The 15,405-nt window shown below is 39.8% G+C and carries 13 protein-coding genes and 1 pseudogene; 3 read left to right on the plus strand and 11 right to left on the minus strand.

Annotation, left to right across the window (positions count from 1 at the left end):
* The 5 genes from K3G25_RS08935 to K3G25_RS08955 all read right to left on the minus strand — a co-directional run.
* Nucleotides 1-174, minus strand: a 174-nt coding sequence (locus K3G25_RS08935) for a T7SS effector LXG polymorphic toxin (RefSeq protein WP_269770610.1), incomplete at its 3' end; no start/stop codon positions are given.
* A gap of 328 nt (nt 175-502) precedes the next feature.
* On the minus strand, nt 503-1,258 hold the full coding sequence (locus K3G25_RS08940; RefSeq protein WP_014417998.1) for an N-acetyltransferase: 756 nt from the start codon (nt 1,256-1,258) through the stop codon (nt 503-505).
* Between the two features lie 96 nt (nt 1,259-1,354).
* Nucleotides 1,355-1,771: a UPF0715 family protein gene (locus K3G25_RS08945; protein ID WP_014417997.1), complete on the minus strand. Its 417-nt coding sequence runs from the start codon at nt 1,769-1,771 to the stop codon at nt 1,355-1,357.
* Between the two features lie 376 nt (nt 1,772-2,147).
* Nucleotides 2,148-2,351, minus strand: coding sequence for a hypothetical protein (locus tag K3G25_RS08950; protein WP_232489682.1), 204 nt, complete (start codon nt 2,349-2,351; stop codon nt 2,148-2,150).
* A gap of 500 nt (nt 2,352-2,851) precedes the next feature.
* Nucleotides 2,852-3,040 (minus strand): hypothetical protein, encoded by a 189-nt coding sequence (locus K3G25_RS08955; protein ID WP_232489683.1) that lies wholly within the window; start codon nt 3,038-3,040, stop codon nt 2,852-2,854.
* 219 nt (nt 3,041-3,259) lie between these two features.
* Here K3G25_RS08955 and adhP point away from each other — a divergent pair, with 219 nt between their 5' ends.
* Complete coding sequence (adhP, locus tag K3G25_RS08960; protein ID WP_021493431.1) at nt 3,260-4,276, plus strand: alcohol dehydrogenase AdhP; 1,017 nt, start codon at nt 3,260-3,262, stop codon at nt 4,274-4,276.
* 151 nt (nt 4,277-4,427) lie between these two features.
* Here the strand turns inward: adhP and K3G25_RS08965 are convergent.
* The 3 genes and pseudogenes from K3G25_RS08965 to K3G25_RS08975 form a co-directional block, all read right to left on the minus strand.
* Nucleotides 4,428-4,927, minus strand: a pseudogene (locus tag K3G25_RS08965) (DinB family protein).
* Between the two features lie 63 nt (nt 4,928-4,990).
* Entirely contained in the window at nt 4,991-5,905 is a 915-nt protein-coding gene (locus K3G25_RS08970) for a helix-turn-helix transcriptional regulator (RefSeq protein ID WP_232489684.1), read from the minus strand.
* A gap of 586 nt (nt 5,906-6,491) precedes the next feature.
* Nucleotides 6,492-6,677 carry a hypothetical protein gene (locus tag K3G25_RS08975; protein WP_021493434.1) on the minus strand — a complete coding sequence of 62 codons (186 nt, stop codon included), beginning with the start codon at nt 6,675-6,677 and terminating at the stop codon, nt 6,492-6,494.
* Nucleotides 6,678-7,221: 544 nt separating this feature from the next.
* Here K3G25_RS08975 and K3G25_RS08980 point away from each other — a divergent pair.
* Entirely contained in the window at nt 7,222-7,332 is a 111-nt protein-coding gene (locus K3G25_RS08980; RefSeq protein ID WP_076983618.1) for a YjcZ family sporulation protein, read from the plus strand.
* Nucleotides 7,333-8,165: 833 nt separating this feature from the next.
* Here K3G25_RS08980 and ppsA read toward each other — a convergent pair.
* The 3 genes from ppsA to xylA all read right to left on the minus strand — a co-directional run bounded on the left by ppsA (nt 8,166) and on the right by xylA (nt 13,906).
* Nucleotides 8,166-10,763, minus strand: a complete 2,598-nt coding sequence (gene ppsA / locus K3G25_RS08985) for a phosphoenolpyruvate synthase (protein ID WP_232489685.1) — start codon at nt 10,761-10,763, stop codon at nt 8,166-8,168.
* Between the two features lie 174 nt (nt 10,764-10,937).
* On the minus strand, nt 10,938-12,437 hold the full coding sequence (gene xylB / locus K3G25_RS08990; RefSeq protein WP_232489686.1) for a xylulokinase: 1,500 nt from the start codon (nt 12,435-12,437) through the stop codon (nt 10,938-10,940).
* Between the two features lie 131 nt (nt 12,438-12,568).
* Complete coding sequence (xylA, locus tag K3G25_RS08995) at nt 12,569-13,906, minus strand: xylose isomerase (RefSeq protein WP_017417840.1); 1,338 nt, start codon at nt 13,904-13,906, stop codon at nt 12,569-12,571.
* A gap of 263 nt (nt 13,907-14,169) precedes the next feature.
* Between xylA and K3G25_RS09000 the strand changes: the two genes are divergently transcribed.
* Nucleotides 14,170-15,324, plus strand: a complete 1,155-nt coding sequence (locus K3G25_RS09000) for a transcriptional repressor XylR (RefSeq protein WP_017417839.1) — start codon at nt 14,170-14,172, stop codon at nt 15,322-15,324.
* The last annotated feature ends 81 nt before the right edge of the window (nt 15,325-15,405 follow it).

Raw genomic sequence — 15,405 nt, forward strand, 5'->3', positions numbered from 1 at the left:
TTGGAAAAAGGCTTTGATATTGTCGGCGCCTTTGCCTGAAAACTCACTGTCGTCTAAGTCAGCCATTTCCTGAAACGCTTTTCTGAGATTAATAAATTGTTCTCTAATCTGATCGTATTGTTTAGCCCGCTTTTCTGCGGCTGAAATGAACGAGGCTGCTTCAAATACTTTCATTTACGTCTCCTTTCCGCTTCTTTCTGTCTAAATTTTACCATAGGATATAATGCCTGAAGAACTTCTTTTTTGTTGCGTTGAACTTTCTCCGTTCATAAAAATAACCATCAAACTGATGTTTTCTCCCGCAAGTCAAATCGCGGAAAATGCATCGGCTGATGGTTATAAAGAGTATGGATCCCAGTCTTAAATGCAGGGAAGTGAGATAACGAGTACACCTAGATTCCTTCATATGTGACAACCCAATATTATTTATGCCAAAAACAGCTAACAGCGCAGTAAAGGTCATTACAGAATTCATTTCCCTCGAAGTTAGTCTTAAGATAGTTTAAATTAAGCCATTGAGTATTTTTTCAAACTTATTCACGCTCATCATCTCATGAGTGAGAAATGTCCCATTATAAAACACGCTGAAAGTCGTCCAAACTGCCGGGGATTTTTGCGCCATATCTTTTGACGTTATTCGCCGGGCCTGAAAATGAAGTCCTTTCTTTTCAATCAGTTCCTTTAAATCCTTTAACAATCCGACTGCAAATGGGCATTGAGCTGTATAAAATATTGTGATTCCCTTATCATTAACGGAATTACTTTTCACCTGTTTTTTAAATACAGGAGGATGTGCATGTTCATTCCACGTCAGTGACACCAACTGAAAATAGGGTTCTGCTTCATCTTGCACAGCAAATCCCATATGCTCGAAGAAATGCTTATCACTTAAATAAGGGAGTTTTTTCTTCCCCACTATATGAACTATCCCATCCATACCTCGGGATTTTGCATCTGACACACATTTTTCTAACAAGTGTTTCGCATGTCCGTTATTCTTATATTTACCTGAGACCCAAAGACAATTAATAAACATAAAATTAGGTGCGCTTACCGGAACCCATGCTTCTTCTGCAGGTAAATATTCAATAAAAACTTTTGCCCGTTTGTTTAGGCGATAGAACACCAAGCCATCAATCATTCGATCTTTGAGCCAGCTCTTCTTTTCATTTACCGCATCCTCATATTGTTTCGTACCTAATGCACAGCAAATATGATTGTCATCAATATTGTCCCTAGTCAACTCAATGTATTCCATTTTTCCTCACCCGCTTTCTGGATTCATCACATGAATTTCAATTTGAACAATGCAGACTGTGCATGGCGCTAGTCGGTCTTTTTTAGAAAATCAGCTTTACTTCTGGGGAGTATTGTAATTTCTCAGAAATATAGAGTCCCAGAACCAATATATGAACGCAGCAACAATGCTCATTATGTAATAAATGAAAGTTCTAAAAACTGAGAAATCAATTGGCGGATTATCTATGTACCAGAACAAGAACACAGCTAAAAAAGCGACTGCTGTATAAATGAAAAGATGAACCAAACTAAACTTTTTAGGCTTCTTTCTTAGCCATAGTTGCACAGGAACAGCAAACAAAAGGTAAGTAATGAATGCGTAAAAAGCAATGATAACCACAGTAACCAATGCAAATGGCACAAAACCCGAGTATACAAACATATATAGCCCGAAGATCAAACCATACGACAAACTTGAAAAAGCCAATGTGTAAGTATAGCTTTGACTTTTGCTCCAAGACGCTGCTTCCATATATTTCACCTGCTTTTTATAAAAATAAAGTATCCATTTTTTCCTATTGTTTAAAATCAGTATATATCCATCACTTTAAAAGATCTATGTTTTTTGGCAGATCATCAATTCACTATCTTAATATCCAGAAATTTTATTGCCATTAAAAAAGGTCAAGGAAATACCTTGACTGTGTATCGCTCACCAATCTGCATCCGGCTCATCGTGTTCGAATCCGTAAAAGCCTTTAATCCACACATCTCCGCAGCCGGCTCCTTCACCTTATCAGCCGCGCTCAAGTTCAAATGATTACCCGTGAAATTCTTTTCACTAAGGGTAAAATCATATCCTGCCAGTATAATTCTCTGCAGTTTAAGCTCAAATATCGGCAGAAAGATTATGACCACAAATTCAAAGCAAGAAACGACAGCCCCCATGCAGATAGACCAAACATTACAGAGAACCTAAGCAAAGCTTCGAATTTTGTAAGTCTTCGCTCCCTTTTCGTTTTACCCAATTTCCAATAAACGGCGTAGCAGGAAAACACCAAAATGAGTTGTCCAAGTCGCGACACAGATTCTAAGAATTCTATACCATTCATTGATTTTCACCTCGTTTATTTAAACAGAGAGTCTTTCTTACAGCGTTTATCCAAAGCACTGATTTTAAAAACCGCTTGAGGAATTGTTTGTAAAATGGTTTGCCTGCCGCTTGATAAAAACGGCCCATCCTTACTCCCCCATGTATCAATCAATATGATTTTTATTATCTCAGATAGAAAGACGATTTCCAACAGTTAAGTAAAAATAAGTAACTTGCAAGATGTTTAATTGTATAAGAAAAGTTGTCTTATCCAGCAGAACCATGAGTGCTGCATTTCTCCATTAAAGCGTTAAAGGTGAATTATAAAAGATCCGCTTTTAGGCTCATTCGCGAAGCTTTAGGGCCATGAATGAGAGCATCATGTCCGACACTTACATTGTTTCCGATATAAATGAAATATGCCTTATCTTTGACTGAAACAAATTGTGTTAACAAACCATGTAAAATGACTCCGTCTTGATTTGAACCAATCGCACGAATAGCTGCATTTGACGTTACTTAAACATTGTCCTTTATTCTCACGTCTCCTTTCACGCTGGAAAACGGACTTATGAACGAAGTTTTATCGATTTTAGGGTATCTTTGAACCGGATTAAATGATGTAACAGGGTTAGGGCTGATAAAGGGCAAAAACTTAGTGAGCCGGTGATTGTCAAATTTATCTTCCGTCAGCTTTTTATCGCTCAAAAAAAGGCCTCCTTTGAAAACGTATCTATTCATGTATATATGTAAATTCTATGCATTTGGAGATGACAAATCATCCATAGAATCCTCCCTGCACAGCTCCCTCAATTTTTATAGAGACACTTGTCCGCAAAAAATGTAAGGGTTTTCAAAAGAAGGACAGTGTGCTAAATTGTAAGATAAGTAAAAATTTTCTGCTAATATTTGAAAGGGGTGTATGATTTGAAAGCAGTAGTAGCAACAAAAGACAAAAGTATAGCGATCGTACAAAAAGAATTACGTCCTTTGCGACATGGTGAAGCCAAAGTTAAGATGGAATACTGCGGTGTATGTCATACTGACTTACATGTTAAAAATGCTGATTTCGGGGATGTTACAGGCGTCACTTTAGGTCATGAGGGAATCGGCATTGTAACTGAGATTGGTGAAGGTGTAACAAGCCTGAAAAAGGGCGACCGCGTCTCTATTGCCTGGATGTTTGAAAGCTGCGGCTGCTGTGAATATTGCTTAACTGGCCGTGAAACCTTGTGCCGCGATGTAAAAAATGCCGGCTATACAGTTGACGGCGCAATGGCTGAAGAAGCAATCGTAGCGGTTGATTATGCAATAAAGGTGCCGGAAAATTTAGACCCTGCAGCAGCAAGCAGCATTACTTGTGCAGGTGTAACAACTTATAAAGCGGTTAAAGTCAGTGAAATTAAACCAGGTCAATGGATCGGTGTATTTGGAGTCGGCGGTTTAGGCAACTTGGCTGTTCAATATGCAAAAAACGTCTTTAACGCTAAAGTGATTGCTTTCGACATTAGCGATGAAAAATTGCATTTTGCTAAGAGCTTAGGCGCTGATGCGGTTGTAAACAGTTTAAAGGAAGACCCCGTCGCTAAAGCAAAAGAAGTGACTAACGATTCAGGGCTTGATGCTGTGGTCATCACGGCTGTCTCTAAAACCCCTTTCAATCAAGCGATTGATGTTGTAAAAGCAGGAGCTCGCGTAGTCGCTGTCGGTTTACCGGTGGACAAAATGGATTTAGATATTCCCCGTCTCGTGTTAGATGGAATTCAGGTTGTAGGTTCATTAGTAGGTACCAGAGAAGATTTGAAGGAAGCTTTTCAATTTGCCGCAGACGGTAAAGTTGTACCTAAAGTGACAAAACGCCCGATCGAAGATGTGAATGATATTTTTGAAGAAATGGAGCAAGGTAAAGTGACCGGCCGCATGGTTATCGATTTTACTTCCTAATCATTAAGGCTGCCGGGAATGATACGGCAGCCTTTGATCTCGATTCTTGCTCAGCGCCCCACCCAGACTGAATGAGACTTTGGCATTTTAGTTCAGGAAAGAAACTTTACAGACCATTCGGCGGTCATTCATTTTGCAAGTATTCTCTGAACTAATCCTGATACCAATATAATACAAGGTCATTCATTGCCGAAGCGTAGCCTGCTGTCTTAACATAGTTGTTATGCTGCCCCGATGATAAGTTCCGTGATTGGCAACATGGAATAAAATTTCTGAGTAAGCAGTTTCTCTGTAACCTAACCAAGGATTATTTAAGTTCATTTTTTGTTCTAAATCTGTTTGGCTATTCATCCATTCTTCAAACTGTGAAGCCAGTTCTTCATAGAACGCCGCAAATTCATCTGCAGAATATAAATGAGCCCTTTCTGCATAAGCCATAGAACCTTCCAATGCTTCCTGCATGTCTATTCCTTTAAGTACTTGCAGCCACATAACATCCACCGCGCAGATGTGACTGAACGTTTGAGCAATTGTAGGATATGAACTGTGAACCTCTTCATAAAGGACATTACTTGGTAATTCCTTTATTCTTTCTAATAACGCTTTATTCGCCCAAACATGGTACTGATACATATTTTTCGCATGGTTCATTTAACATCTCTCCTTTAAAGTTGATACTTGTGATTATAAAAAAAGATATATGACAGCAGATTGTCATACATCTTTATAAATTTTCATTATTTTTTCAGCTTCATCCATTAAAATTGATTGAAGTTCCACCGGTTTTATAATTTTAGCGCCACTGCCAAAGCTCAAAAGAATTGATTTAAGCCATCCGGCATGCTGAGGCCGATACACAGAGATTGTAAACGTCATACTTCCATCTCTGTTCATGACTTTTGAAGCGTTCTGAAATTGATCAAATACTTTAGCTATGGAATTAGGATTAACCCAAATGACTACATCCGCAAACCCTCCCAGGTCGGATTCTGAATAAGATGGTTCATCTTTCACTTTGTGACTGCGCAAAAACTCTTCTTGAGTAAGCGTTATATTCATCATACGTGATACTCTAAATTCTCTATCATCTTGACGTTCTCTGCAGAAGCCATATACATACCAATTACGAAACTTATAATGAAGGTGGATAGGTTCTGCTTCACGTGATGTAAATTCATTTTTATTACTGACATAATCAAAGCGTACTGCCTTTTTTTCCTGTATAGCTTTTCGCAGCCGGATTAATGAATTCGGTTCTGTTCTAAGGCTTTCCAAGTTAACATACAAAGTCCTGCTGCTTTCGCTTGTATCCAGAGATTTTAATCTATCTATCGTGTGTTCAACTTCCTTATCTTCAAAAACACTCGACAAACTGCTTAATACTGTAATTAAATTCAATACATCATGAGAACCGATTAAACTTTTATCAAATTTGTATCCTCTCATTATCTCAAAACCGCCGTTGGCCCCTTGGTATGAAACGACTGGTATTCCAGCTGCACAAATCGCTTCGATGTCTCTATAAATTGTCCGCGTTGATACTTGAAATTCATCAGCTAAACTGGAGGCAGATAAAATTTCATTATGTAAGAGCTTGAATATGATTGATAACAAACGTTCTAATTTCAATTCTCAATTCCTTCCTTATTAGGGTTGGAAGTGCTCTTTTGGCTTTGACACATTTATGCCGCTCACCTCCTGTCACTTCAAGAAACCACGCAGAAAGCCTAATTTTTCCACCTAACCGCATAATACGCGAATACCATATGCTTTATCCCCGATAAACCCTTCTATCGCTTCATCTGATATTCAATAAAACGCCTGTTGAACCTTTGCTTATGTATACAGCTTCATCTTCACTGAGTAATTTGACGCCCAATTTAATCTACATAATAGTTCACTGAATCTCTCAACAATTTTAGAAGAGATGTTCGTTCAATCGACATCCTTGTGATATATATGGTAAAATTTATAAAAACAAACAAAGGAGTGTTGTTACATATGAGTCTTATCATTTTAGCATCCATGCTTTTATGGGGTGCAGTGATCCACGAGCTAAACAAACCTTCAAAAAAACAAAGTAAACGAAAAATGATCCCTTTGGTATCCCTCAGTTCTTTATCTACTTTAATCATCACAATTTCGCTTTTTTCTAATTTAATTGGTTGATATTTGTTATGAGGAAACCCGCCAGAGGTTCCTCATAACACTAAACCTACTCACTGCACACTTTACAGCAGACCTTATCAGAGTGTTTGCTTAACACTTTGTCCATTCTCCCCACAGGCATCTTCTTCTCACTCGGAAGTGTAAGATAAGCTGTTATCTCATCCCCTGATTTTAATGTTTTTCCGCAGATAGAGCATTTTAACTCAGTATTAAAGAAATTTTTTAATCCCATCCAGAAGCCTCCTTACTTACCTTTATAAAGTAATACGTTAATGCTTTATAAAAGTTTCAGGTTAAATAAATACTCCTTGCCTGGGAATATACTTCGTTTCAGTTGATCCGCAGCCGCCCCGGTCATCGTTGCCTATAACTTTATCAGCACCACAAACCCGCAAGCAGGCTCCTTGTATCGTACCTTCCGTCCCTTTGTGATTTGTTTTGATTTGTCGTATACTGCGCTTGCCCGGGAAATGATGAATATTTTCGTTAACTATAATTTCCCTGAATCTCTTCGTATGTGGCTCTGCATGATGAAGTAACTTCATGCAGAGCCACTTTCATACACAGTTTTATTGCATGTTTAGCCATATCCCTCCTCTTTAAACAGCAAACCGTCCCATCCATTTCTCTCTTTCAGTTAACCTCCCATTATTTTATTGTCTTAGAAGCTCTTCATTTTAGACATAACATCCATTTTTTCTTATTTAGACTTAAATCTATGTCGAAATTTACCGTCCGGCATATTATGTACTATCCTAACAACAGGAGGTGGCAATATGGGATACTACGGTGGGAATTACGGTGGAAATTATGGCGGAAACTCTTTCGTATTGATCGTTGTACTATTCATTTTGTTAATCATTGTAGGTGCTGCATTCCTTTTTTAGCACATTGACGATTCATATTCGTCTCCCAAACATTGCATCCCTTAGTTCGGACAGACGCCATAAGAAGTTTTATGGCGTTTTTACTTTTGAAAACAAATCCATTTAAAATAAACATTTTATTTTTACTCTGAAGTTTTTTCATAAGCAGGAGAGTTTCTTCCCCTGCCTACGGCTGCTAATCCTTTTCAGATCTTTTATGAAATACTCGGACTAATATTGCCGCTATGAATATTAAGGCGAACAATCCAAAAGCCATTGATCCATTCTTTAAAATGATCCCAAAGATCAACAATGCGCAACCAGACAAAATAAATAGTATCTTACTTAAAATATTAATCATTTACATTTCTCCCAATCAAAGCTTGCATTGACACCAATAATACCTGCAGTATTTATACAAGCATAGCAAGCAGTTCCACATAAAATAGTTAAACCAGTGATTGCCCATTGGCTAATATTCTTATCGCATAAACAATCTGATACACATCCAGTCCAACCCTTAGCACTCATCATGTTTGATGATGAGCCCGTTTTATCTTCTGCAGACTTTTCTGTCTCAAAGACACCAGACTTGTCTCATCTTTAACACAAGACTTGTTCATGAAAATAACCCCTTTGTAAAAAAATAATTGTCATCCGGCACCAATACTACATATCAAACAGACCATCTCATAAATCACCTTCTCTCTTTAATAAAACGCTACCATTCATATAAATAATTGTTAAGCAAAATGGCTTTCACATAAAAAAAGCCGGATTCCTCCTCTAAGAGGTTCCGGCTTTTCTTAGTAAAATGCAGGAAATATCTGGTGACGTGCTGCACACCCCCGCTATTATAATATTTCAATAGAGCCTTCTGTTCCATGAACGCGGATTCGCTGCCCATCTTTTATCAATTGGGTTGCATTTTCAACACCAACAACTGCAGGTAAGCCGTATTCACGCGCGATAACCGCTCCATGGGTCATCAGTCCGCCAACTTCAGTGACCAGGCCTTTTATGGATACAAACAATGGCGTCCAGCTGGGATCAGTATAGGAGGTAACTAATATATCTCCATCTTCCAAATCGGCATCTTCCATGTTTAAAATAACCCGTGCCCGCCCCTCTATGACTCCCGAGGAAACGGGCAGCCCTGCAATCGCTCCGGAGGGGAGATTTTCTCGTTTGTACTCGCCTGTAACGATTTCACCGTCAGACGTGATAACACGCGGCGGAGCTAGTTTTTCATATACTTGGTACTCGCCTTTTCGTGTGCTGATGATTTGGTAATCCAATTTATTTGAGCGTACGACTTCCTGAAGTTCTTCAAAAGTGAGATAGTATATGTCTTCTTTTTCATGAATAACGCCCGCTTCTGCGAATTGTTCGGCTTCTTTCAGTAAAGCCTGCTTATAAACGAAGTAGCGGCTGATCATGCCGTATTTTGGATATTCTCTGAACCCGCTGAAGTTCCGGATGATGCGGATCATTCGTTTGGTTTCTTTGGCTTTTTGTTCACCATCCGGTAATTGCTTCAATCGGTCTAATAACTCTTGTTCTTTCTTCAACGCCTCCTGCCGCCCTTGCTCAAATTTCCGCTGGCTGGCATTTGGCTCAAAGTTTTTGAGATTATTAAGAATCATAGGGACAAGTGCAGTTGGTTTTTCGCTCCATCGAGTTCTTGTCATATCAATTTCTCCGGCACATCGCATTCCGTACTTGCTGAGATAAGCATAGATAGCGTCACGGGTTTCCCGCCCGCCTTCAAACGTCACCAGCCCATCCAAAAAGTGATCATCTTTTACATTCTCTAAATAGGCAATTACTTCTGGATAAGGGCGGATCACATCGGCGACGTCCAATAGCGCAAGCCCCATTTCTGAGGTAATATTATGGGGTACAGATTGAGAAAGCGTATCTGCTGCGTTTTTTTCACCTAACCACTCGTTCATTTTTTCGTTAATCCATGATGAAGCATCCATTGCAGTTCGAATCAACACCGAACTTTTCGGGTTAAATAGAATCTTCTTTAATTCCTGGATATCTTCCAAAATAAAACGAAATAAATCAGATCCTGATTTCGTCTGGATGTTTTGTTTTAACTCTTCTATCGATGCCTGACTGCTCTTAATCAAATCAGAAACAATTGCCGGATCGTTTTCAGCTTGTTCCGGCATATCTGCATTGCCTTTGCCGGGAATCGGTGCCGTTTTATCAGGTACCGGCTTAATGAAATCATCTCGCTCTATTATGGTCATAAGTGCGTCTTTTAAGAGCGGATCGTGCTGCCCCATGCCTTTTAAGAAAACTTCTCTGACATTAGGAGATGCCAGTTGATGTGTGACATCAACGAATAGCCTTCCGCCGGCTTTACGCATGGGTGCAGCAGTCGTCAACAGAAAAAAAGACAATCCAAGGGGTTTTATGGGATCCGTCATCATTTGCTGATGACCAACAGAGATATAGACGTGATTTTCTTGATCGTTCGCTTCAGGAACGGGGTATAACGTTGTGATCGGACGACTTTGGACAATATAAAAAGTATCGCGGTCCAAACACCATTCGATATCTTGCGGCTGGCCGAAATGAGCTTCGATCTGTCTCCCGATACGTGCCAGCTGTAAAATTTGTTCATCAGTCAGTGTTTGAATCTTTTGCTGATCAAGAGCGATCTCCTGTGTTTCTGTTCCGCCTTCTTTTCGTCCATAGATAGCCAATTTTTTAGTTTCTATTCTCTTATCGACGATTTGCCCGTCCTGTACTTTATAACAATCGGCAGAGACTAAGCCGGAGACAAGTGTTTCACCAAGTCCAAAACCGGCATCGATGGACAGCAGCTTTCGGTTTCCGGTTATCGGATCAGCGGTAAATAAAATTCCCGAAGCCTGAGGGAACACCATCCTTTGGATGATAACGGATAAATAAACTTGGCTGTGATCAAATCCATTTTGCATACGGTAAATGACCGCGCGATCCGTAAATAGGGACGCCCAACATTTACTGATATGCTGCAAGATCGCATCGACGCCGGTAATATTTAAATAGGTGTCTTGTTGACCGGCAAAAGAGGCATGCGGTAAATCCTCAGCTGTCGCACTGGAACGTACGGCATAGGCATGTTCTTCGCCGAACCGGGAGAGATGGCAAGCAACTGCTTTGACTACATCTGAAGGAATTTCTGTTTCCATAATGGTTTGCCGGATTTTTTTGCTGACTTCACCAATTTGATCCCGATTCTCCACTTTCAGCATGGTCAGTTGATCCAACAGCGCTTGTAATGTTTCATTTTGTTCAATGGCTTTTTGATATCCTGCGGTTGTGACACAAAATCCTTCCGGTACTTGTATTCCTTGAATTTTTGATAATTCCCCTAAATGTAACCCTTTTCCTCCAACGAGCAAAGGCTGTGTTTTTTCAATTTCGTGAATGCCGAGAACCAAAGAACTCATTCTATATCTCCCCTTCAAAAAAATTTGACAAGAGCTTTTCAGCATGATATAATCATAATATAAGATGGATATCTATGACTTTTCACACAGAAAGCGCACGTGTTTTGATTATATCACCGTGTCTGTTTTTGTGCAATATAAAAAGAACCTGGCCAATTTGGCGAGGTTCTTTCTTCATTTTTGTCTAAAGCTCTTTAAAGCTGTATTGAGATCTTTTGTGTGAACGTAAATGTTCTTATACAACTCGAATAGTGTTTTATATTTTCGAACATTTTGTTCTTTTGGATAAAATGCAGCTGCTTCATGAATGAACTGCTCTGCACATTCTTCAAGAGAGTCATACCACCCGCTTCCGAAGGCAGCTAACATCGCAGCCCCCATGGCGGGACCTTGTTCATTCTCTAACTTAACCACCCTCGTATTGAAAATATCAGCTTGCATTTGAAGCCACGTTTCATTTTTAGCTCCCCCGCCAATAGAGACAACCGTATCAACTGATTTTCCCGCTTCGCGGAATAGCTCAATTGATTCATATAAAGAGAATGTGATGCCTTCCATTATCGCCCTCAAAAAGTGCTCTCTTTTATGGGCTCCGTCCATTCCGATCAAGCTTCCCCGAATAGATGAATCAGCATGCGGCGTTCTTTCACCGACTAAGTAAGGAGTGTACAGCAGTCCATTTGCTCCTATCGGAACAGATTCCACTCCCCGCAATAATTGTTCAAACGATTCGTTTGGCGCAAACGTTTTTTTAAACCAGTCCAAGCTGTACCCTGCAGCGAGCGTGACCCCCATCGTATAAAAAGAATCCTTCTTTCCATGATTAAAAAAGTGCACTTTCCCTTTAAAATCTCTTTCTTTGTCTTCCTCACAGGAAAGTATGACTCCTGACGTCCCAATGCTGCATAACGTTTTTCCGGAAGAAAGAATACCGGCTCCGACAGCACCGCAAGCATTATCTGCTCCCCCGGCGTACACTTTTGTTTTTTCCAACAGCCCTGTCTTCGCCGCAACGCTCGGAAGCAGCGATCCTACACAGTCATGGGATTCAACAAGCGGAGGACAAATTTCCGCTGAAATACCAAATTGATTGCAAATCTCATCGCTCCACTCTTTGCGGGTCATATGTAAAAGTAACGTTCCCGCCGCATCGGAGTATTCGGTGTGAATGGCGCCAGTCATGCGGAATCTCACATAGTCTTTCGGAAGCAAAAAAACAGCGGTTTTGTTAAAAAGTTCAGGCTCATGTTCCTTCACCCATAACATTTTAGGTAATGTAAACCCTTCAAGAACACGGTTTTTTGTGATATCAAGCAGATGATCGCCAAATGTCTCGGTTATCCTGCTACATTGAGGCGTCGTTCTGGTATCATTCCAAAGAATCGCATGACGCAGCACCCGCCGATCTTGGTCAAGCAGTACTAACCCATGCATTTGTCCTGAATAGCTAATCCCGTCAATATCCCCGGCTTGAACGTTGGATATCGAAATCAATTCAGCCAATGCTTCAATTGTATGCTGCACCCAGTCTTCAGGATTTTGCTCACTATATCCCGCCTTCTCTTGGATGAGCGGGTAACTTTTGGACGTTTCTGCACAAACCTTGCCGTTTTGATTGACTAAAATGGTTTTAACGGCACTCGTTCCAAGATCTATTCCAATGACATACTTCATTTTTTCACTCCTTCCTCTCTAAATAGATCCCCATTGAAATGACCCGCCATAACAGTAACTTCATGACGGGCAATTCCGGGAACTTGGCTGCCTGCATCTTTTTACAGCGGGATCTGGAGCTTCTTTTTTCATTATACCTGTAAAATGTATTGGTTTAATATCGCTTTTAACCGCTCCTGTCTCCCTGATTCGTTTTTAATTGGCTGATTGTTCAGCGCATATTGCTCAAGTGTCTTAAAATCAGCTCTTCCTTCTGCAATTTCAAGACCAATCCCTTCAGTAAAACTGCGGTAACGGTGTTGAATCACATCTTCAAACACACGATCTTCGATTAATTTGTGGGCGGCTTTCAACCCTCTTGCAAATGTATCCATCCCTGCAACATGGGCATATAGTAAATCATCAGGCTCAAAAGAAGATCTTCTGACCTTTGCGTCAAAGTTTAATCCGCCGCTTCCAAGACCGCCATTTTGCAGGATTTCGTACATTGCTAATGTCGCAGAATATAAATCTGTCGGAAATTCATCTGTGTCCCAGCCTAAAAGGGGATCACCCTGATTCGCGTCAACAGAGCCAAGCAGACCATGCACTCTCGCCATGCGTAATTCATGTTCGAATGTATGCCCGGCTAATGTGGCATGGTTGGCTTCGAGATTTAATTTAAAATGATTGTCTAAGCCATATTGCTTTAAAAAGGCAATGGTTGTTGCTGCGTCCGTATCATATTGATGGGTGGTCGGCTCTTTTGGTTTTGGTTCAATCAAAAACTGCCCTGTATACCCGATTTCCTTCGCATAATCCACTGCCATATGCATAAATCTGGCCATATTATCAAGCTCAAATTTTAAATCGGTATTTAACAAAGTTTCGTACCCTTCACGTCCGCCCCAAAATACATAGTTCTCCGCGCCAAGCTCTTTTGCTGTTTCTAATCCTTTTTTTACTTGGGCTGCGGCATACGCAAATACATCTGCATTACAAGAAGTCGCCGCACCATGGACGAAACGGGGATTCGTAAACATGTTTGCAGTATTCCATAATAACTTAACGCCGCTGGTTCTCATGTAGTCTTTTATCATGTCCACGATTATATCCAGATTTTGATTTGTCTCTTTTAACGTACTTCCTTCAGGTGCGATATCCCGGTCATGAAAAGCAAAAAATGGCGCATCCAGTTTTTCAAACAGCTCAAACGCTGCATCTACCCTCGCTCTCGCCAGATCCATGCCTTTATAGTGATCCCACGGTCTCTGCATCGTAGCTGCGCCAAAAATGTCTGTTCCGTCAGCGGTAAATGTATGCCAATAGGCAATAGAAAATCGCAAATGCTCTTTCATCGTTTTTCCGCCAATTACTTCTTGAGAATTATAGTATTTAAATGCTAAAGGATTCGTGGATTCTTTCCCTTCGTAAATCACTTTGTTTACGCTTTCAAAATAGTTGACTGAACCGGAATGAGAGTGAGCCATGTGTGATTTCCCCCTTAAAAATAAATTCTAAACATGATCATTCAAATACAAATGCTTTTATGTCATGTTATACTTTAGTTTGTTGCCTAAACAAACTAACTTATTTTCATCTTATATAACCTCATCAGTATTTTCAATATTTTTTTTAGTTTTTTACGAACACATTAGATATAATAAAGGTTGGATTCGCTATGTACTGCGTTTCGCACGATAACACAGAACGTTCAACTTAATTTAAAGATTATACAAATGGAGTGGATGAAGTGGATATCGCTGATCAAGCCTTTGTCAAAAAAGTTAACCAAAAGTTATTACTAAACGAAATACTTAAGAATTCTCCTATTTCAAGAGCAAAATTATCTGAAATGACCGGATTAAATAAATCAACTGTTTCATCACAGGTAAACACATTAATGAAAGAAAACCTCGTATTTGAAATAGGTCAGGGACAATCCAGCGGCGGCAGAAGACCTGTCATGCTTGTTTTTAATAAAAAAGCAGGATACTCCGTAGGAATAGATGTTGGCGTGGATTATGTTAATGGCATTTTAACAGATCTTGAAGGGACGATCGTCCTTGATCAACACCATCGTTTGGAATGCAATTCTCCAGAAATCACTAAAGATATTTTAATTGAGATGATTCATCACTTTATTACGCATATGCCCCAATCTCCGTACGGGCTTATTGGTATAGGTATTTGCGTGCCCGGGCTGATTGACAAAAATCAAAAAATTGTTTTCACTCCGAACTCCAACTGGAGAGATATTGACTTAAAATCTTTCATCCGAGAGAAGTTCAATGTGCCCGTTTTTATTGAAAATGAGGCAAATGCCGGCGCATATGGAGAAAAAGTATTTGGTGCGGCAAAAAATCACGATAACATGATTTATGCAAGTATCGGTACAGGAATAGGAATCGGCGTTATAATCAACAATCATTTATATAGAGGGGTTGGCGGATTTTCTGGAGAAATGGGACATATGACAATAGACTTTAAGGGTCCTAAATGCAGCTGCGGAAACCGAGGCTGCTGGGAATTGTATGCTTCAGAGAAGGCTTTATTAACATCTCTTCAGACGAAAGAGAAAAAAGTGTCCAGCCAAGATATCATAGACCTCGCCCATCTGAATGATGTTGGAACTTTACAGGCATTACAAAATTTTGGTTTCTATTTAGGAATAGGCCTGACCAATATTCTAAATACATTTAATCCGCAAGCCATCATTTTAAGAAACAGCATCATTGAATCGCATCCTATGGTTTTACATTCAATTAAAAGTGAAGTGTCATCCAGGGTTTATTCCCATTTAGACAATAGCTATGAATTATTACCATCTATCCTAGGAAAAAATGCACCCGCTTTAGGAATGTCCTCTATTGTGATTGATCATTTTCTCGACATGGTTCATAACTGAAATGTACATACTTCTATGTTTACGCTCATCTTTAAAGATGGGTTTTTTTATTCTATGAGTATTTCTGAATCAATACTGACA

This window comes from Bacillus sp. FCW2 (genome assembly GCF_021228595.1).
Classification (GTDB): domain Bacteria; phylum Bacillota; class Bacilli; order Bacillales; family Bacillaceae; genus Bacillus; species Bacillus velezensis.

Coding starts and splice junctions, on each gene's coding strand:
- K3G25_RS08975 (WP_021493434.1), bottom strand. CDS start 6,677: ATGGGATTAAAAAATTTCTTTAATACTGAGTTAAAATGCTCTATCTGC.
- K3G25_RS08950 (WP_232489682.1), bottom strand. CDS start 2,351: ATGAATGGTATAGAATTCTTAGAATCTGTGTCGCGACTTGGACAACTC.
- xylB (WP_232489686.1), bottom strand. CDS start 12,437: ATGAAGTATGTCATTGGAATAGATCTTGGAACGAGTGCCGTTAAAACC.
- xylA (WP_017417840.1), bottom strand. CDS start 13,906: ATGGCTCACTCTCATTCCGGTTCAGTCAACTATTTTGAAAGCGTAAAC.
- ppsA (WP_232489685.1), bottom strand. CDS start 10,763: ATGAGTTCTTTGGTTCTCGGCATTCACGAAATTGAAAAAACACAGCCT.
- K3G25_RS08945 (WP_014417997.1), bottom strand. CDS start 1,771: ATGGAAGCAGCGTCTTGGAGCAAAAGTCAAAGCTATACTTACACATTG.
- K3G25_RS08980 (WP_076983618.1), top strand. CDS start 7,222: ATGGGATACTACGGTGGGAATTACGGTGGAAATTATGGCGGAAACTCT.
- K3G25_RS08940 (WP_014417998.1), bottom strand. CDS start 1,258: ATGGAATACATTGAGTTGACTAGGGACAATATTGATGACAATCATATT.